The following is an 18,878-nucleotide window of genomic DNA, read 5'->3' as shown; positions in this document are numbered from 1 at the left end:
GAGCCGTCGTCCGCACCTGTGCGGCGGCGGCTCGTTCGTCGTGAGCGAGGATCACTCCAGATCGAGCCGCACGATCTGCTCGGCGCCGACGGCGGCAGCGGCGACGGCGGCCACGAGGTCGGGGTAGGCCGGCAGGATCTCCGGCGTGCGCTTCGATGATCCCGGCAGCCCGAGCAGCCAGCGGCGGGTGGTTCCCGTCGGATCGACGACGACGAGTCGGCGGCGGGGATAGGCAGGCGGGCTGAGACGCACGGCGCGCTGCTGTGCGAGGAAGAAGGTCTGCCCGTCGACCGTGACGGCACCCGCCGACACGTCGACGCGTCCGGGTACCGAGCGAGCCCGCGCGGCGGTGACGAGCGCGACGACGCCCAGGATCACCGCGAGCACGAGCAGCAGTGGCACGACCACGACCGACACGATCTCGCGATCGTCGCGCACCAGCACGCCCGACATCGCCACGGCGATCGTGACGGCGGCGATGGCGACGACAACGGCGGCCGCGACGCCGGCGCGACGTGCGCTGCGCCGCACTGCCGTGGCATCGGGGCTGAAGCTCCGCGTGCCGACGAGAGACGCAGCGGTGTGGATGCCGTCGGCCTCTCGGACGGCGACGTGTTCCGTGAGCGGCGAGAGCAGGGCAACCAGCTCGGTGAACGCCTCGCGTGACAGCGGGACGTTCACTTCATCGCGGCGGCCGGGCGACTCCACGATCAGCGTCCGATCGACGCCGGACGGGATGCCGTTGGTGTAGCGCTTGGTGATGCGACTGGTGAACGCCGCGTTCGAGCGCTCCCACCGATGCAGCAGCTGTCCGGGACGGCGGATCTCGACGGCGTCGCGGTCGACGATCACGCGCGTGTTCGCATACCAGAGCGCGCTGCCCCACACGAGGGCGACGACGATGACCGCGGCCGTGATGGCGAGAGTGGCCCGCGTCGACCTGCTCGTGGTGACGGGCAGAAACGAGGGCAGGGCGAACAGTGCCAGGGCACCGAGGATCGCCGACAGGACGAGGGCGCCGAGCGCCCGTCGGGCGAGAGAGCCGCGGAAGACGACCTGCTCGCCCGACGGCGTGCTCATCGGGCGGCGCCGGCGAGGCTGCCGGTCACCTTGCCGGACCGGTCGTAGACGATGCACGAGATCAGGCGGTCGTCGGCGCCCTCCCAGCTGTCCTTCGTCGGGAACAGGTAGCTGTAATCGAGCGTCGACTCTTCGTACGTCACGCCGACGAACGTCGAGAAGGCGTCTTCGCACCCCTTCTTGGCGGCGTCGGTCACGGCGCTGTCGCCGGGGTAGTCACCGGCCGGCATCGTCAGGTCGTAATAGACCTCGTTGTCGTGCGGGTCGGTGCACGGCACGGCGGGAACATCGCTGATCTGCTCACCGGGCTGGTCGTTGAAGCAGTCGCCGACCTTGATGGTGAACGCGTCGGCCTTGCCGGATTCCGTCACCTGTCCGGTGTCGGCGTCGCGGACGGCCTGATCACCCCCGATCAGGTTCGTGATCGTGGAGCAGCCTCCGAGGAGGATCACGCTCGACACGAGGGCGACGGCGGGGATGATGCGGTGCAGGCGCATGGGGCACTCTTTCCGGTTACGTATGTCGACTCACACGGGCCGCACGCTCCCACGCTCCGCGTGAGAGGAACAGGGGCACGTCACCGACTCCCGGCCGTGCCCCGACCGTGCAGCGCCCCCAATATATCGGTAGAGCTCAGCCGGCGTGAGACGCCGTCTCATCATCGATGAGCAGCAGTGCCCGCAGCTGCGCCGCGTTCTCCACGGCGGCCGACGCACCATCGGCCTCGTGGGGCCAGCTGAAGCCCCACCGCACGAAGACCACCGGCACTCCTTGCGCGGCGCCGCCCTCGACGTCGTGGTGGCGGTCGCCGATGAGCACCGGTCGGCTCGTGTCGGCTCCGGCCGCACGAAGCCGCCGCAGGGCCTCGGCGACGATGTCGGACTTCGATGCGAGCGTCTTCTCGTCGGGGGTGGAGCCGACCATCGCCGTCATATGAGGCGCCAGATCGAAGTGCTCCATGAGTGCGACGACCTGCACCTCCGGCTTCGAGCTCGCCGTCGCCTGGGAGATTCCCGCGGCGTCGAGGTCGGCGATGATCTCGGCCACCCCCGGGTACAGTCGCGCTCCCGTGGTGTAGCCGTCGGCCTTGCCCAGGGTGCGGTAGTACGCGACGGCTTCGGTCGCCTGCTCCGGCGTCATTCCGACGTTGTCCTGGAACGAGTTGAACATCGGCGGACCGATCCAGTGCACGAGCTCGTCACGCGTCGGTGCGGGCTTGCCGAAGTGCTCGAGGGCGGTCGTGAGGCGCCGGAGGATGCCGTCGGAAGCGTCGACGAGGGTCCCGTCGACGTCCCAGAGCACGCACGTGAAAGGGGATCGCATCGTCATGGGTCCAGCCTAGGGCGCCGTCAGAAAAGTCGCGGCGCGCCCGATTCGACGCCCTTCATGCCTTCGTAGTCGAGGGTCACGCAACGGATGCCGCGGTCGCCGGCGAGCGTCTTGGCTTGCGGCTTGATCTCTTGGGCGGCGAACACTCCCGCCACCGGTGCGAGGTGCGGGTCGCGGTTGAGCAGCTCCAGGTACCGAGTGAGCTGCTCGACGCCGTCGATGTCGCCACGGCGCTTGACCTCGACCGCGATGGTGCCGCCCGCGGGATTGCGCAGCAGCAGGTCCACGGGGCCGATCGCCGTCGGGAACTCCCGGCGCACGAGAGTGAGGCCGTCCCCGATCACATCGACCTGCTCGGCGAGCAGGCGCTGCAGGTCGGCCTCGACGCCGTCTTTCTGCAGGCCGGGATCGACGCCGAGCTCGTGCGACGAGTCGTGCAGAACTTCGTAGATGCGCACGAGAAGAGCATCGCCGGTCTTCGCGTGGGTGACCCGCCAGTGTTCGATCACACCGGCCGACGCAGACTCGGCATCCGGTGCCTCGACGGTCAGGGTGCACGGCGGGCTCATCCAGTTGAGCGGGGCGTGCTGAATGTCTCGATGGAACGCGACGGTGCCATCGGCCTTGATCATGATCAGGCGGGTCGCCAGCGGAAGATGGGTGTTCAGCCGTCCGGAGTAGTCGACGGAGCAGCGGGCGATGATGAGACGCACTCGTCCAGTCTCGCAGGGCGCGCGGGGAGAACCCGCGCGGTCGCTCAGAAGGGTGGCACGGATTCCGCTGGTGGATGCGGTGGTGGGTCGACCGTGAACGCCACGAGGGGGACGGGGGCGTCTTCTCGGTAGACCCGTCCGGTGGGTGAGGTCCATTCGAGGATGCCGCCGGGGTGTTGTCGCACTCTCCAGGAGGTGAACTGCTTCATCGAGTGGTGCCGCTGACACAAGTGGGCGAGGTTCCAGAGGGCGGTGGGGCCGCCCTGCGCGTGGTCGACGGTGTGGTCGATCTCGCAGCGGATCGCTGCCCGTCGGCATCCGGGGAACCGGCAGTGCTGGTCGCGCGCGCGGAGAAATCGACGCTGCGACTGTGCGGTGCGGTACCGATCGACGGCGATCACGGTCCGCTCTACGGGGTCGGTGAGGATCCGGGTGAGCGTGGGCGCGTTTGCGGCGAGAGCGCGGGCGGTGTCGGCGTCGACCGGGGTACGTCCGACGAGGTCGGCGGGTCCGTCGTCGGCGTCGAGCAGGGTGAGTGCGGGGACGATGACCTGAACCTGCGCACGGATCGCGCCCAGGGCCCCGGGCAGGTCGCCGACCGCGCTGGGGTCGAGGGTCGGGTTGCCGGTGAGCACCATGTCGCTGAGTGCGTCGGCGCGAATCTGATCCATCGTCCGCGTATCGCCATCGCCATCGCCGTCGCCCTCGTGATGGCGGCTGTCGGCGATCACCATCGCCTGCTGCGTAAGACGGTCGAGGATGCCGTGGGCGATGACCGTCGGCACTGTCGCGACGAGGTCGGACATGCCATCAGCCCCGGGGATCACCCGGACCCGGCGGCACGCGCTCGCCGTGCGGTGGCGCTCGGTGAAGGAACGCTCCGCGGTGCGTTCGGCGAGAATCTCCACCGCCGCCCGCACCCGGTTGGGCGTATCCCCCTCACAGAGCCGGATCGCCTCCGCTTCGAACTCCGCCCGCCGCCCGGCGGGAACGAGCCCGCCGGCATCCACGATCACCCGCACATGACCACGCGTGATCCGCTCCGCCTCCCACGCGTCGAGGGTCGCGGGGTAGCTTTCGACGAGTTCACGCGCCTCATCGATCCGCTGCTGCACCGTCCGATCGGTCACCCGCAGCACCCCACCCAGCTCCGCCGCGATCGAGCGCAACACCATGTCGTGCTCCCGCACCGACCCCCGCTGTGCCGCCGCCTCCCGCTCCGCGAGCCGACCCGCCCGCGCCAGCACCCGCACCTCCGCGACCTGCGCCGCCGTCACAGCGCGAGCCACCGCCTCAGTGTCCGCAACGAGACCCGACAGCACAGCCACGAACCGGCCGCCGCTGTCGGTCTCGATGACGCCCCCCGGCGCGATCTCCGTCATACCCCGAGTGTACGGCGAACTTCGGACATTTGTTCGATCTCTCCACAGGTGACCGTCGCGGCATCCCGGGGAGAGCGACCGCCTCAGTGGTGTCCCGCGCCCACCTTCGAACCCGCGATCGGCTTGGCGGCGCCGGATGCCAAGCCGCTCATGACGATGAGCCCGACGATGATCCAGAGGGTGTTCAGGATGCCGATCTGGTGGCTGACCCAGCCGAGGACGGGCGGTCCGCAGAGGAAGGCGACGTAGCCGATGGTCGCCGCCGCAGAGACGGATGCCGCGGCCTTGCGGGGATCGTCGGCCGCAGCCGACATGCCGAGGGGGAAGCCCAGCGACGCGCCGGCGCCCCACAGGGCGACGCCGATGAAGGCGACCGGAAGGTTCGGCGCGAGGATGAAGACGACCAGGCCCACCCCGGCGGCCACCGACAGGGCTCGCAGGGTCCACACGCGACCGATGCGGTCGACGAGCGGGCCGCCCACCGCGCGGAACACCGTCATCGCGACGGAGAAGACCGTGAGGAAGACCGCTCCGGTGGCCTCCGACTCGTTGTGACCGTCGACGACCGCGATCGTCAGCCAGTCGTTCGCGCTGCCTTCGGCGAAGGCCATGCCGAGGATGATGGCGCCGATCGCGTAGGTGCGCGGATCGCGCCAGACCTCGAGCGCGGCATGCAGACGCTCGCGACGCCCCGGAGACGCGGCGTCGGGGTTGACCGAGACCTGCTCCTGCAGGGGGATGGATCGCAGCGCGTTGGCCGTGATCACGAGCCAGACGACGGCCACGGTGCCGAGGTGCCACGATGCACCGACGCCCCAGGCCGTCATCGCGACGCCGATACCGGCGCCCGCGACGGTGCCGAGGCTGAAGAACGCGTGGAAAAGCGGCATGAGAGTGCGCTCGAACGCCTGCTCGACCTCGGCCGCCTCGACGTTCATCATGACGTCCGTGGCGCCGAAGCACAGGCCGAGGGTCGCCAATCCGATCACCGTCAGGGGATAGGACGACAGCGCGTCCACTCCCAGCGCGGCCAGGAACAGGCCGATGGCGATGCCCACGATCGTGACGGACAGCCCGCGCTTGGCGCCCCAGCGAACGACCACGACGTTGGCCGACATCACGCCGATGAGCGAGCCGGCACCCATGGCGAACAGCAGGATGCCGACCTCGAAGTCGTCGATCGCGAGGTTCTGCTTGACGGCCGGCAGCCGCGACGCCCAGGACGCGAAGGTCACGCCGCACAGGAGGAACAGCGTGAAGATCGAGGTGCGCCAGCGGACGAGCTGGCGGCGGTCGAGGCGGGAGCGGGAGATCACCCCCTCACTGTATCCACATTTCTCGAATCGATTCGATCCTTCGACGACGAGCGCGCCACGTCCCCGATCTCCGGCCCGAAACGATTCGACGCGGGTTAGCATCGGGGAGTGACGAACCGCCGGGCCACCATCGCCGACGTCGCCCGCGTCGCGGGCGTCTCGCCGTCGACGGCGTCCGTCGTCTTCAGCGGCAAGACCCCGGTCTCGGACACCACGCGACTGCGGGTCATCGAGGCCGCCGACTCGCTCGGCTACACCGGGCCCGACCCCCGCGCCGCCTCGCTGCGTCTGGGCCGCAGCGGCATCGTCGCCGTCGTCGTCGGTTCATCCTTGAACTTCATGTTCGTCGACCCCGTCCAGCGTCTCCTGATGGACGGGCTCGCCGAAGCCGTCGCCCCCCTCGGTGCGGGCCTCCTCCTCCTTCGCCGCGATGCCGAGCTCGATATCGAGAACGCCCCCACCCTGACGACGGCGTCCATCGACGCCGCGGTGCTCATCGGCTGCGATGGGTCGCTCCGCGCGTCGCTGCCGATCGTCCAGGCCCGCGGCATCCCCGTCGTGGTGGTCGAAGGAGACGCCGGCGAGGGCATTCCCCGCATCGCTCTGGACAACCGTGAGGCGCAGCGGCGCGCGGCGCAGCACGTCCGCGATCTCGGCCACACCCGCGTCGCGATCGTCACGCTGTGGCAGGACGCCGCCGGCACGGTCGGGTGGATCGCGCCGGATGCCGAGATCGCGGTCGACGTGACGCGCGATCGTCTTCAGGGAGCTCGTGACGTCTTTGCCGACGCGCCGGCCTTCGCGTGCGCGGGCAGCTCCATCGACGACGGATTCGCCGCGGGGCGCGTGCTGTTCGCCGACCCGCGCACCCGGCCCACCGCCGTCATCGCGCAGAGCGACCTTCTGGCCGCCGGTGTCATCCGCGCCGCCGAGGATGCCGGTCTGCGCGTGCCCCAGGACGTCAGCGTCACCGGGTTCGACGGCGTTCCCGTCGACGGGCTCGCGCCCTACGAGTTGACCACGCTCGTCCAGCCCGCGACGGCCAAGGGTCGCGCGGCAGGCGCCGCGATCGCTGCGATGCTCGACGGACGTGAACCGGAATCGGTCGATCTCACTTCCACATTCCGCATCGGTAATACGACCTCGCGCGCCGGGTGACTCCGGGCGCCCGGTAGACTGGCCTTCCGACCCCCGCGACCCGTCAGGAGGCCAGATTGCTTGTGCTCCTGGCTGCGTTCGCGGTGATTCCGCTGGCGCTGCCGTGGCTGGTCGGGCGAATCGGCTCGCGAGCATTCTTCGTCGCAGCGCTGCTGCCGGTCGTGGCCTTCGTCCACGCCGCCATGGCCACGCCCGAGGTCATCGCCGGTCGGGTGCCGGCCGAGTCCCTTCCTTGGATCCCCCAACTCGGCATCGATCTCTCGATGCGCATGGACACCCTCAGCTGGGTCCTCACGCTCATCGTCACGGGGGTGGGAGCGCTCGTCCTGCTGTATTGCCGCTGGTACTTCGACGGCAAGACGCAGGGCGTCGGCCTGTTCGCCGCGGTGCTCCTCGGGTTCGCGGGGGCGATGTACGGACTCGTGCTGACCGACGACATCATCGTGCTCGTGATGTTCTGGGAGATCACCAGCATCCTGTCCTACCTGCTCATCGGCTTCTACCACGCGCGCGGCGCGAGCCGACGAGCCGCCCTCCAGGCGCTGCTCGTCACGACACTCGGCGGACTCGTGATGTTCGTCGGCGCGGTCATGCTCTCGGTGATCTACGGCACGAACAGCATCACCGCGATCGTGAGCGGTGCGGCGGCCCTGCGGCCGGGAAGTGACGGACTGCTCGCCACCGCGATCGTTCTGCTGCTGGTCGGTGCGCTCAGCAAGTCGGCCATCTTCCCCTTCCACTTCTGGCTCCCCGGTGCGATGGCCGCGCCCACGCCCGTGAGCGCGTATCTGCATGCGGCCGCGATGGTCAAGGCCGGCATCTATCTGATCGCCCGGCTCGCGCCGGCGTTCGCCGAGAACGAGCTGTGGCGACCGATCGTCATCGGTCTGGGCATCTTCACGATGCTGCTGGGCGGCTTCCAGGCGCTGCGCGAATCCGATCTCAAGCGCATCCTCGCGTTCGGCACGGTGAGCCAGCTCGGCATGCTCACCGTCGTGTTGGGCTACGGAGAGCGCAACTCCGCGCTCGCGGGCCTCGCGCTGCTGATCGGCCACGCGCTCTTCAAATCGGCGCTCTTCCTCGTGGTCGGCGTCATCGACCGTCAGCTGTCGACCCGTGACATCGGCGAGCTGTCCGGTGTCGGTCGCCAGGCACCCACGCTCGCGGTGGTCTCGATCATCGCCATCGCGTCGATGGTGGGGTTCGCCCCCACCGTCGGTTTCGTTGCGAAAGAGGCGGTGCTCAGCTCGCTGCTCGAAGGCGGCACGCGCCCTGATGCGCTCATCCCTCTGCTCGGCATCCTTCTCGGCTCGATCCTCACGACCGCGTACGGTCTGCGTTTCGTGTGGGGCGCGTTCTGGACGAAGAAGGATGCCGCCGGCGCGGCCCGCCCTGCCACGCAATGGCCCGATCCACCGCTGGGCTTCCTCGCGGCGCCGATCCTGTTGGCCGTCCTGACTCTCGCCGCCGGCTTCACGGCACCGCTGCTCGATCACGCCTTCTCCGGCTACGCCGACACGCTCCCCACCGCCGGCGGATATCCGTACCACCTGGCGCTCTGGCACGGATGGGAGCCGGCCCTGTTCCTGTCGCTGGGCAGCATCGCTCTGGGTGCGCTGGTGTTCACGATCGCGCAGCGCACGGGCCGCATGCCGCGTCGCGTGCTGCCGTTCACGGCCGCCGATGTCTACAACCTGGTGCTGCGCATGATCGCGCGCATCGCCGTGTGGACCACGACCTTCACCCAGCGGGGTTCGCTTCCGGTGTACGTCGGCACGATCTTCGTCGTCTTCGTGGCGGCCGAGGGCACGGCGCTGTTCGCGGGCCGCGACTGGCAGATCTCGCTCGACGCCTGGCAGACGCCGATGCAGCTGGTCGTCGCGCCGATCATGATCGTCGCGAGCATCTTCGCGGTACGGGCTCGGAAGCGCTACACCGGCGTCGTCCTCGTCTCGGCGACCGGACTCGGCATGATCGCGCTGTTCGCGACGAGCGGGGCCCCCGACCTCGCACTGACGCAGATCCTCGTCGAGACGGTCACGCTCGTGGCGTTCGCGCTGGTGCTGCGACGGATCCCCGCGCGCCTGGGCGAGCACAACGCCTCGGTCAAGCCGATCCTGCGGGCGATCCTCGCCGTCGCCGTCGGGGCCACGATGGCGATGGTCGCGATGGTCGCGACCGGTGCGCGCGTCGCGACGCCCATCTCCGATCGCTTCCCCGACCTCGCCTATGAGCTCGGGCACGGCAAGAACGTCGTGAACGTCGCCCTCGTCGACCTGCGCGGCTGGGACACGATGGGAGAGCTGTCGGTCCTGATCCTCGCCGCGACCGGGGTTGCCTCGCTCGTGTTCGTCACCCACCGCTCCGATCTCATCTCGCGATCGATCTCGGCGCTGCCGACGGGGGTCACCCGCACGCGGCGTCCCCTCATCGAGACCGCGGAGGGGCCGCGTCCCCGCGGAAGCGATCCCGACAGCACACGTCAGACATGGCTCGTGGGCGGACAGAAGGTACGCCCGGAGAATCGGTCGATCCTGCTCGAAGTCATCGTTCGGATTCTCTTCCACACCATCATCGTCGTGTCGATCTACCTGCTCTTCGCCGGTCACAACCTTCCCGGCGGCGGCTTTGCGGGCGGTCTGGTCGCCGGTATGGCGCTGGTGATGCGCTACGTCGCCGGTGGTCGGTACGAGCTCGGGGCGGCCGCCCCCACGGATGCCGGGCGCCTTCTCGGTGCGGGGATGACGCTCGCCGTGGCCTCCGCGGTGGTGCCGCTGCTGTTCGGCCTGCCGCCCCTGAAGAGCGTGTTCTGGGAGGCGGAGATCCCGGTCGTCGGTCACATCGAGTTCGTGACGTCGACGCTCTTCGACATCGGTGTCTACCTCGTCGTGATCGGTCTCGTGCTCGACGTGCTGCGTTCGCTCGGTGGCGAGGTCGACCGGCAGACGCAGGAGCTTCGCGAGAGGGGGGTGCTCGTCTCGTGACCGTCTCGGCCGTTCTCATCGTCATCATGGCCGCCCTCTTCGCGTGCGGCGTCTACGCCATGCTCGAGCGCAGCCTCACCCGCGTGCTCATCGGCTTCCTGCTGCTGGGCAACGCCACCAACCTGTTCCTGCTCGTCGTCATGGGCCGCCCCGGCATCGCCCCGTTCTTCGGTGCGGGCGGCGTCGACGAGATGAGTGACCCGCTGCCGCAGGCGCTGACGTTGACGGCGATCGTCATCACCTTCGCCGTCTCGGCCTTCCTGCTCGCGCTCATCTACCGCTCGTGGCAGCTCGGCCAGGCCGACACGGTGGTCGACGACGAGGAAGACATCGCCGTGCGTGATCGCGGTGCCGTCGAAGAGGACGAGATGGACGACGAGACGTCCATCGAGGACGAGGATGAGGACGCGACGACCGACTTCATCGGCACCGAGACCGCCCCGATCACGGTGCTGCACCATCGCGATCTCGACGGCATCCGCGACGACGCCCCCGTCGACCGTCCGGGTCGAGACGGCCGAGACGGCGGTGATGCGCGATGAGCGCTCTGGTTCCCCTTCTCGTCGCCCTGCCGCTGCTCGGCGCCGGCATCGCGCTCGTCTTCGGTCGCCAGCGCCGCGTTCAGGTCGGTGTGTCGGTCGTCACGCTCACCCTCGTGCTGGCGATCGCCGCCGTGCTGCTGTACACCGTCGACTCGTCGGGGCAGGCGATCGCCGTGTCGGTGGGCGGCTGGCCGATCCCGTTCGGGATCGTGCTGTACGTCGATCGTCTCGCGGCGCTGCTCGTGGTGATCTCGAGCATCGTGCTGCTTGCCGTTCTGCTCTTCTCCGTCGGGCAGGGCGCCGCCGACGGCGACGACGACACCCCCGTGACGATCTTCCACCCCTCGTACCTCATCCTGTCGGCGGGCATCTTCAACGCGTTCATCGCGGGCGACCTCTTCAACCTGTACGTCGGCTTCGAGATCCTGCTGGTCGCCTCGTACGTGCTCATCACCCTCGGTTCCACGGAGTCGCGCATCCGCGCCGGGGTCGTCTACATCGTCGTATCGCTCGTCTCCTCGATCCTCTTCCTCGCCGCCATCGCTGCCATCTACGGCGCCCTGGGCACCGTCAACATCGCGCAGCTGGCCGAGCGGATGACGGAGCTTCCCGATTCGACGCAGCTCGTCCTGCATCTGATGCTGCTGCTCGCCTTCAGCATCAAGGCGGCCGTGTTCCCGCTGTCGTTCTGGCTGCCCGACTCGTATCCGACGGCGCCGGCACCCGTCACGGCGGTCTTCGCGGGCCTCCTGACGAAAGTCGGCGTCTACGCGATGATCCGCACCGAGACGCAGATCTTCCGGGACAACGACGTCAACACGCTGCTGCTGATCGTCGCGTTGGCGACCATGATCGTCGGCGTCCTCGGTGCGCTGGCCCAAGCCGAGCTCAAGCGCATCCTGTCGTTCACACTCGTCAGCCACGTCGGCTACCTCGTGTTCGGGCTCGCGATCGCGACGCCTCTCGCCCTCGGCGCGACCATCTACTACATGGTCCACCACATCATCGTGCAGACCACGCTCTTCCTCGCGGTCGGTCTCGTCGAGCGTCGTGCCGGCTCGACATCGATCCTGAAGGTCAAGGGGCTGATGCGCGCCGCACCCCTGCTCGCGGTGCTGTTCTTCATCCCGGCGATCAACCTCGGCGGGCTGCCGCCGTTCTCGGGATTCATCGGCAAGCTCGCGCTGTTCGACGCGGCGGCCGAGGTCGGCACGCCACTCATGTACCTCCTGATCATCGGCGGCATCGTCACGTCGCTGTTGACCCTGTACACCCTCATGCGCGCGTGGAACCTCGCCTTCTGGCGCGAGGACGACGACCATTCGGAGGAGACCGGCGTCGTCGAGCGCATCTCGTACCTCGGTGACGCCCCGGCCGCCGACGACGAGGGCGCGCGCCGCGTCATTCCGCGCATCATGACCGCGACGACGGCGGGGATGGTCGCGGTCACGGTCGCCCTCACGGTCTTCGCCGGTCCCCTCTACGCGCTGTGCGCGAGCATCGGCGACGCGCTGCTCACGCCCGTGACACTGGTGCAGCTCGACGACGGGGGCGGATCATGAGTCCGACGTCGTCGGTGGCGGCTGCCGTCTGGCGCCAGCTTCCCTTCTTCGTGTGGCTGGTCGCCCTGTGGATGCTGCTGTGGGGTCAGTTCACGGTGCTCGCCGCCGTGACCGGCGTCGTCGTGGCGCTCGTGGTCACCCGCGTGTTCCGACTGCCGGCGGTCGAGCTGTCGGGACGGGTGAACCTCTGGTACGGCCTCGTCTTCGTGGTGATGTTCTTCCTCGCTCTGGTCCGTGGATCCTTGCTCGTCGCGTGGCAGACCCTCAATCCGCGGCGCTATCCGGGCACCGCGGTGATCGCAGTGCCGCTGCGCACCGACGACGACCTGATCATGGCCCACGTCGGCGTGACGGCGTCGCTCATCCCGGGCTCGCTGATCGTCGACGTCGACCGTGACCGGCGCATTCTCTTCCTGCACGTCATCGGCGTCTCCTCCGCCGAGGATGTGGAGAAGCAGCGCCGCGCCGTGCAGGGCTGGGAGGCGCGCATCGTGCGCGCGGTGGGATCGCGCGCCCAGCTGCGGGCCATTCAGGAGATCGGTGCGCGCTCGCCGCGGGAAGGCGGCGCACCTCGATGACCGTTCTCATCATCGCCATCTACGTCGTCTTCGCGGCGGCGGGCCTTCTCACGCTGTGGCGCATCATCGTGGGGCCGTCGATCCTCGACCGCGCCGTAGCATCGGACGTGCTGCTGACGCTCGTCATGTGCGCCCTGGGCGCGGACATGGTGATCAACCACCACACCCGGTCGCTGCCGGCGCTGCTCATCATCGCTGCCGTCGGTGTCTTCGGCTCCATCGCGGTGGCGCGCTTCGTCGCACGAAGGGACAACACCGACCGATGAACGATCTCCTCGACATCGCGGCCCTCGTGCTCGTACTCATCGGCGGTTTGCTGTGCGTCACGGCGGCGATCGGGCTGCTGCGCTTTCGCGATGTGCCGACGCGGCTGCATGCCGCGACGAAGCCGCAGGTGCTCGGGCTCATTCTCATCTGCCTCGCGATCGCGCTGTCGCTGCGGAGCTGGCCGGTGGTCGCCTTCCTCGTCCCCGTGGTGATGATGCAGCTGGCCACCGCGCCGCTGTCGGCGCACATGGTCGGACGCCAGGCCTATCGCAACGGCACGATCGACGAACGCTCGCTGTACGTCGACGAGCTCGACGAGGCCCGTCGCACGCCCCCTGCGGCGGGCGGCTGAGCGCGAGAACTCCTCCCCATCGGCGGATGGGTGGGCGCTGCCGGCGGCACGTGTGGACAACGGCGCACACGTCCGGCATCGCCGCCACACTGGACGAGTCGGGGACCGGACCGTCAACTGGGGGGTCACAGGTCCGGCCCCGGCATCCCTCCCCTCGGTCCGCGGCCGTGTCCCCCGATCGGCGGGAAAGTCCGGTCGCTCGGGCGATGCGGCCGACGCGGCGTGCTGGTGGACTGGAAGAACCGCGTGAGAGAGGCACGAATCATGACAACCGCGAACACGCCATCCCTGACGCTCGAGCCGGCGATCCGCGACGACCTCGCCGACGTCGGTCGGCGCATTCAGGCGGCTTTCGCCCCCGCCGTGGAGAAGGAGACGGGGCAGCCCAGCACGGAACCCATTCCCAGCGATCGTGAGCTCGCAGAGTCGTTCGATGCTCCCGATGCCGAGGTGCTGCACCTGCTCGAGAACGGCGAACGCGTGGGAGGGGCGGTCGTCGTTCCGGGCCGGGAGGCGGGCCGCCGCGCGCTGGAGCTGTTCTTCATCGATGTCGGTCGCGAGGGCAAGGGACTCGGTCGGCGCGCGTGGCGCGCGATCGAGGAGCGCTACCCCGACACCCGGGTCTGGGAGACCTTCACTCCGCACTTCGAGGTGCGCAACATCCACTTCTACATCAACGTCTGCGGCTTTCACGCGGTCGAGTTCTTCCACGAGGGCCACCCGCCTCCCGGCCCGCCCGAGAAGCCGGATGCAGCGGATCGACCGGGTGGGAGCTTCGACGGCGAGGATCGCGGCTTCCGCTTCGAGAAGGTCATGCTGCCGCTGCGGTGACGCGCCTCGCGCAGCGACCTCAGGGTGCGAGTGACGGCGTGCGGGCCATCCCGAACTCGTGTCGCAGCACACTCCGCGCGGCGAACCATCCCGACTGCCCGTGCACACCCGGCCCGGGGCTCGTCGCCGCGCCGCAGAGGTAGACGCCCGGCAGGGGTGTTCGCCACGGCTCGGTACTGAGCACGGGCCGTGCGAGCAGCTGGCGCAGGGTCGCGGCGCCGGCCGCGATGTCGCCGCCGATGTAGTTCGGGTTGTCGGCCTCGAGCTGCGCGGCCGACGTGCTGCGCGACGTGATGATGACATCGCGGAATCCGGGTGCGACGTTCTCGATCGCGCGGGTGACGGCCTCGGTCTGGTCGAGCGTCGAACCGGCCGGCACGTGCGTGTACGCCCAGAGGGCGTGGTGGCCGTGCGGCGCCCGTGTCGCGTCGAAGACCGATGGCTGGGAGACGAGCACATAGGGGGATGCCGCGTGTCGCCCGGCGAGCACCTCGCGTTCGGCCGCAGCGATGCGGGCGCGCGTGCCGCCGATGTGCACCGTGCCGGCCTCGGCGATCCGCTCGTCGGCCCAGGGGACCGGACCCGAGAGAGCGAACTGCACCTTGGCCGAGCCGCTGCCATAGCGGAACTGCTCCAGGCGCCGCCGGTAGCCGCTCGGCATCCGCTCGCCGGCGAGCCGCACGAGCGCGCGCGGGGTGACGTCCAGCACCACCGCGCGAGCGTTCAGCTCGTCGAGCGAGGCGATCTCGTGGTCGAGCACGATCTCGCCGCCGTGTGCGCGGAGATCGTCGGCGAGGGCGTCGGTGATCGCCTGGGAGCCGCCCATCGGGATCGGCCAACCCGCCGCGTGCGCGTGCGTCTGCAGGGCGAGGCCGGCGGCCGCGGCGATCAGACTCGGCTGCGGCGCGATCGCATGGGCGGCGACGCCGGTGATCATCGCCGGAGCGACGGCGCCGCTGAAGGGCGCATTCCAGGCGGCGCTGCCCTGCAGAACCGCCCGCGCGCCGAAGCGGGCGCTGACGAGAGGATGCGGAGGCACGCGCAGTAGCGGGGAACCCGTGAACCGGGCGACCTCGCGCGAACGCGCGGCGAGTGGCGCGATCAGGCGGCGGTAGGCGGCGCCGTCGCGGCCCAGGCTCTCGACCGTAAGCTCCAGATCGCGATAGGCGATGCCGGAGCCGCCGTCGGCGGCGCTCAAGGGATGTGCGAACGAGATCTCCGGTGTGACGAACTGCACGCGACGCGCGAGCCCGAAGGCGCGGAAGAAGGGTGAGGCCAGCGCCAACGGGTGCACGGCCGAGCACGTGTCGTGGTGGAATCCGGGCGCGACCGTCTCGGCGGTGCGGGCTCCGCCGCCGAGGTGCGACATCCGCTCGAAGACGCGCACTGACAGGCCCGCGCGTGCGAGGGTGACGGCGGCGGCCAGTGCGTTGGGGCCGGAGCCGACGACCTCGACGTCGAACGGCCATGCGCTGGTCGCCATGGAGCCTCCTCCGGGTCCCTTCCCATCGTAGAGGCGGGCCGCCCGCCGTCGCCGGGCGGGCGGCCGGGCGGGCGGGCGGGCGGCGGGACGATGCCCCGGCGCCCTACCCGATGAGACTCGGCTGCAGGTCGCGGAGCGTTCGGCGGTGGGTCATCCGGGTCACCCCCACCGCCGCCAGCGCCAGCGCCCCGCCGAGCCACAGCAGCAGCACGCCGATGTCCGTACCCACGCGGGCGAGGTCACCGCCGTACATCAGCTGGCGCATCGCGTCGACGACGTAGCCCATCGGCAGCACGTGATGCAGTGCTGCCAGCGGTGCCGGCAGCGTCTGCCAGGGGAAGGTGCCTCCCGCCGTCACGAGCTGCAGCACCATCAGCACGAGACCGACGAACTGGCCCACCGAGCCCAGCCAGACGTTCAGCGCCAGGATGATCGCCGCGTAGGTGAAGGAGGCGAGCATCAGGATGCCGAGAGTGCCGAGTGGGTTCGCGAACCGGAAGCCGAGGGCGAACGACAGCACGCCGAACAGCGCGACCATCCCGACGCTGCCCAGGAGAGCCGGGGTGAGCCAGCCCGCGATGGTGACCCGGACCGGTGAGCGCAGCGCCGTGACCGCTCGGCGCGAGATCGGCTTGACGATGAGGAAGAGGGCGTAGATGCCGATCCAGCCGGCGAGGGCAGCGAAGAACGGCGCGAGCCCGGCACCGTAATCGCCCGCGGAGGTCTGCGCACTCGAGCTCACCGCGACCGGATCGGAGATGGTCTTGGCCTGGGCGTCGCGGGTCGCGGCATCCGTGTCGGGAATCGCCTGCACCCCCGAAGCCAGACCGTCGCGCAGCTGTGACGCGCCGCCGGCGACCTGGCCGGCGCCGGACGCGAGGGTCGCCGCGCCGGCCGCGGCCTGGTCGGCGCCGTCGCGGAGCGAGCCGGCGCCGCCGGCGACCTGCGTCGCCCCGGCGGAGACCTGCGCGGCGCCGGAGGCGACCTGCGCTGCCCCGGATGCCAGCTGATCGACCTGTGACACGGCCGCCTGAAGACGGTTGTTGCCGGTCACCGCGGCGTCGCCGATGGGATCCAGCGCGGCGAGCACCCGGTCGATCGTGGCCTGGTCGACGCCGCGGTCGGCCAGCAGCGTCGCGATGTCGGCGCGAGCTTGCGGGAGGGCGGCGACCACCTGCTGCCCCGCGGATGCCGCGCGATCGGCATACCCGTCGAGCGTCGCCGTCCCCGCCGAGACGCGACGAGCGCCGTCTGCGACCTGCGCGGCGCCCGCGGCGACCTGGTTGGCGCCGTCGGTGAGCGTTCCCGCGCCCTGCGCCAGTGCGGCGGTGCCCTGCGCCAGTGTCGTGCTGCCTCCGGCGACCTGGGCGGCCCCGTCTGCGAGGGTCGTGGCGCCGTCGGACGCCTGCACGAGCTGGGCGCGGATGTCGGCGAGCCCTCCCAACAAGCGCGAAGCCGCCTCCTGGCCGACGAGCTCGGCGACCGAGCGGCGGATCTTCTCGACGGCCTGGGTGCCGATGGTCGATGCGAGGTAGTTGTTGGCGTCGTTGGTCTGCAGGCCGATGGTCGCCTGGCGCGGTGCGGAGCCGCCGGAGGAGACGAGGGCCGCGGAGAAGTCCGAGGGGATCGTGACGATGAAGTCGACCGTCCCCTCGTGCAGAGAGGTTGCGGCATCGGCCGCGCTCATCGCGCGCCAGTCGAAGGCGTGGCCGTCGATCAGCTGCTGCGAGACCTGGCTGCCGTACTGCGCCGCATCGCTGCCGGTCCCCGACCCCTCGTCGAGATCGACCAGGGCGACGGGAACCTCGGAGAAATGCCCGTACGGGTCCTGGTTGGCCCACAGGTACAGCCCGCCGTAGAGGACGGGCACCAGCATGAGGGCGACGAGAGCGATGACCGACATGCGCGTCGCCGTCAGGCGCCGCAGCTCGGCGGCGATCATGGCGGGGATCTTCATCGGTGGCCTCCGGCGAGGGGAGCGGTGGTGCGCAGGCGCACCCGACTGGGCTTGAGGACGCGGGCGCTGGAGGGATGCGGCGCCAGGGATGCCGAGGTGTCGATCAGGGCCGACGCGGCGGCCTCGCCGGCGATGACGAGCACGGCGTAGCCTCGCTCGCCGAACTCCTCGGCGAGCTCCCACCACTGCACGGGGTCGCCCCCGTGGCGGTCGGGGGAGACGAGGACGAGGCCGTCGACCCCGGGGCGCGCAGAGGCGAGTTCGAGAAGGATGCGCAGTCGGTGCGCCGGTGCGAGGTCGGCGATCGGCAGTCGCGCCGACGAGCGCAGGTCGTGCTCGTCGAGCCACCGTCGAGCCGACAGGGGATCGGAGGCGAGGCCTGCGAACATGAGCTCCTCGGCGACGACACCGGCCACCGCGATGTTCGGGGCGGGCTCGCTCACGTCGGGAGCATCGACCAGAGCCACCCGACGGCGCAGCGCGTTGTGCGCACGGCGGTCGGTGGCGTCGTCGAGTGCGACGGTGCCGGCGTCGGGTCGCATGCGCCCCGACGCGATGAGACCCAGCACGGTGGGGCGCTGTTCGGTCTCGGCGACCGCGAGCGTGGCGCGCCCGCTGCGGTAGGTGAGGCTCGTCGCCCCCAGGGCCTCGCCGCGGCGCCCCTTCTGCACCTCATCCAGACGTACGCGCATCACTTCGTCTCCAGCACATCGGGGTGGGCGTTCAGCAGGGCTTCGGACTCCCGCCAGGACAGCCCGGCGATGCTGAGGACGGCCCGCACGGCCAGCGAGGTCGCGATGGGCGACGATGCATCGATGCGGCTGACCGCCGCGCGCGCCGTCTCCTCGATGAGGCGGGCGAGAGTCGGGGCGGCCATGTCGACGCGGAGGGTGCCGTCGTCCTGGCCGGCGCGGACGACCTGGACGAGGGTGCGCCGCAGGGGGGCGAGTGCGGCGGCGGTCTGCTCGAGGCGGGTGTCGTCGAGCGCGAGCGCGGCCGCCACCTGCACGTGGGCGGCCTCCGCCCACAGGGCCGCCGTCAAGCGTGCGAGAGCGAGCGGGGGATGCGGCTCGTGGAGCGACGAGGCGATCGCATTGAAGCGCTGGGCGCCGGCGGCGATGAGCTCGGTGAGCAGTGCCTGACGGTCGTCGAAGTGTCCGTACAGCGCACGCCGTGACAAACCCGCCGCGCGCGCGATCTGATCGATCGAGGCGGACGGATCGAGCGCCAGGGTGGTCGCGGCCGCCTGCAGGATGCCGGCACGATTGGCAGCGGCATCCTTTCGGGGGCGTCGAAGGGGTGCGGTGGTGGTCACCCGGTCAGTGTATTAACTTGCACAGAAGT

The 18,878-nt window shown here is 70.2% G+C and carries 18 protein-coding genes; 8 read left to right on the top strand and 10 right to left on the bottom strand.

Going from position 1 to position 18,878, the window contains the following annotated elements; translation table 11 throughout:
- Nucleotides 1-51 precede the first annotated feature (51 nt).
- From ACT53O_RS04305 to ACT53O_RS04280, 6 genes are all read right to left on the bottom strand, one after another.
- Nucleotides 52-1,080: a hypothetical protein gene (locus tag ACT53O_RS04305; protein WP_294946757.1), complete on the bottom strand. Its 1,029-nt coding sequence runs from the start codon at nt 1,078-1,080 to the stop codon at nt 52-54.
- A complete protein-coding gene (locus ACT53O_RS04300; RefSeq protein WP_476151439.1) occupies nt 1,077-1,577 on the bottom strand; it encodes a septum formation family protein in 501 nt (166 codons plus the stop codon). Before ACT53O_RS04300 ends, ACT53O_RS04305 begins: the two co-directional genes overlap by 4 nt.
- Nucleotides 1,578-1,713: 136 nt before the next feature.
- Nucleotides 1,714-2,409: an HAD hydrolase-like protein gene (locus tag ACT53O_RS04295; protein ID WP_476151438.1), complete on the bottom strand. Its 696-nt coding sequence runs from the start codon at nt 2,407-2,409 to the stop codon at nt 1,714-1,716.
- Nucleotides 2,410-2,429: 20 nt separating this feature from the next.
- Nucleotides 2,430-3,122, bottom strand: a complete 693-nt coding sequence (gene nucS / locus ACT53O_RS04290) for an endonuclease NucS (protein ID WP_039415284.1) — start codon at nt 3,120-3,122, stop codon at nt 2,430-2,432.
- Nucleotides 3,123-3,166: 44 nt separating this feature from the next.
- Nucleotides 3,167-4,504: an HNH endonuclease signature motif containing protein gene (locus ACT53O_RS04285; protein ID WP_476151437.1), complete on the bottom strand. Its 1,338-nt coding sequence runs from the start codon at nt 4,502-4,504 to the stop codon at nt 3,167-3,169.
- A gap of 83 nt (nt 4,505-4,587) precedes the next feature.
- Nucleotides 4,588-5,820: an MFS transporter gene (locus ACT53O_RS04280; RefSeq protein WP_476151436.1), complete on the bottom strand. Its 1,233-nt coding sequence runs from the start codon at nt 5,818-5,820 to the stop codon at nt 4,588-4,590.
- 108 nt (nt 5,821-5,928) lie between these two features.
- On the opposite strand from ACT53O_RS04280, the gene ACT53O_RS04275 reads away from it, so the two are divergent.
- From ACT53O_RS04275 to ACT53O_RS04240, 8 genes are all read left to right on the top strand, one after another.
- Nucleotides 5,929-6,978 (top strand): LacI family DNA-binding transcriptional regulator, encoded by a 1,050-nt coding sequence (locus ACT53O_RS04275; RefSeq protein ID WP_476151435.1) that lies wholly within the window; start codon nt 5,929-5,931, stop codon nt 6,976-6,978.
- 56 nt (nt 6,979-7,034) lie between these two features.
- Complete coding sequence (locus tag ACT53O_RS04270; protein ID WP_476151434.1) at nt 7,035-9,962, top strand: Na+/H+ antiporter subunit A; 2,928 nt, start codon at nt 7,035-7,037, stop codon at nt 9,960-9,962.
- A complete protein-coding gene (locus tag ACT53O_RS04265) occupies nt 9,959-10,504 on the top strand; it encodes a Na(+)/H(+) antiporter subunit C (protein WP_039415297.1) in 546 nt (181 codons plus the stop codon). The genes ACT53O_RS04270 and ACT53O_RS04265 overlap by 4 nt, the downstream gene beginning before the upstream one ends.
- Nucleotides 10,501-12,066, top strand: coding sequence for a Na+/H+ antiporter subunit D (locus tag ACT53O_RS04260; protein WP_036319434.1), 1,566 nt, complete (start codon nt 10,501-10,503; stop codon nt 12,064-12,066). Before ACT53O_RS04265 ends, ACT53O_RS04260 begins: the two co-directional genes overlap by 4 nt.
- Nucleotides 12,063-12,644, top strand: coding sequence for a Na+/H+ antiporter subunit E (locus tag ACT53O_RS04255; protein ID WP_476151433.1), 582 nt, complete (start codon nt 12,063-12,065; stop codon nt 12,642-12,644). The genes ACT53O_RS04260 and ACT53O_RS04255 overlap by 4 nt, the downstream gene beginning before the upstream one ends.
- Nucleotides 12,641-12,910 (top strand): MrpF/PhaF family protein, encoded by a 270-nt coding sequence (locus ACT53O_RS04250; RefSeq protein ID WP_036286829.1) that lies wholly within the window; start codon nt 12,641-12,643, stop codon nt 12,908-12,910. Before ACT53O_RS04255 ends, ACT53O_RS04250 begins: the two co-directional genes overlap by 4 nt.
- Nucleotides 12,907-13,263, top strand: coding sequence for a monovalent cation/H(+) antiporter subunit G (mnhG, locus tag ACT53O_RS04245; protein ID WP_036286831.1), 357 nt, complete (start codon nt 12,907-12,909; stop codon nt 13,261-13,263). Before ACT53O_RS04250 ends, mnhG begins: the two co-directional genes overlap by 4 nt.
- A 264-nt stretch (nt 13,264-13,527) precedes the next feature.
- A complete protein-coding gene (locus ACT53O_RS04240; RefSeq protein ID WP_476151432.1) occupies nt 13,528-14,094 on the top strand; it encodes a GNAT family N-acetyltransferase in 567 nt (188 codons plus the stop codon).
- Nucleotides 14,095-14,113: 19 nt separating this feature from the next.
- Here ACT53O_RS04240 and ACT53O_RS04235 read toward each other — a convergent pair whose 3' ends face one another.
- The 4 genes from ACT53O_RS04235 to ACT53O_RS04220 all read right to left on the bottom strand — a co-directional run bounded on the left by ACT53O_RS04235 (nt 14,114) and on the right by ACT53O_RS04220 (nt 18,849).
- Entirely contained in the window at nt 14,114-15,577 is a 1,464-nt protein-coding gene (locus tag ACT53O_RS04235; protein WP_476151431.1) for a phytoene desaturase family protein, read from the bottom strand.
- A 103-nt stretch (nt 15,578-15,680) separates the two neighbouring features.
- Complete coding sequence (locus tag ACT53O_RS04230) at nt 15,681-17,534, bottom strand: YhgE/Pip family protein (protein ID WP_476151430.1); 1,854 nt, start codon at nt 17,532-17,534, stop codon at nt 15,681-15,683.
- Nucleotides 17,531-18,226, bottom strand: a complete 696-nt coding sequence (locus ACT53O_RS04225) for a hypothetical protein (RefSeq protein WP_036286837.1) — start codon at nt 18,224-18,226, stop codon at nt 17,531-17,533. The genes ACT53O_RS04230 and ACT53O_RS04225 overlap by 4 nt, the downstream gene beginning before the upstream one ends.
- On the bottom strand, nt 18,226-18,849 hold the full coding sequence (locus ACT53O_RS04220) for a TetR/AcrR family transcriptional regulator (RefSeq protein WP_039415311.1): 624 nt from the start codon (nt 18,847-18,849) through the stop codon (nt 18,226-18,228). Before ACT53O_RS04220 ends, ACT53O_RS04225 begins: the two co-directional genes overlap by 1 nt.
- Between the last annotated feature and the right edge of the window lie 29 nt (nt 18,850-18,878).

This window comes from Microbacterium sp. DMC48 (genome assembly GCF_056313825.1).
The sequence above is the reverse complement of the archived record's forward strand: the minus strand, read 5'-3'. Positions and strand labels throughout refer to the sequence as shown.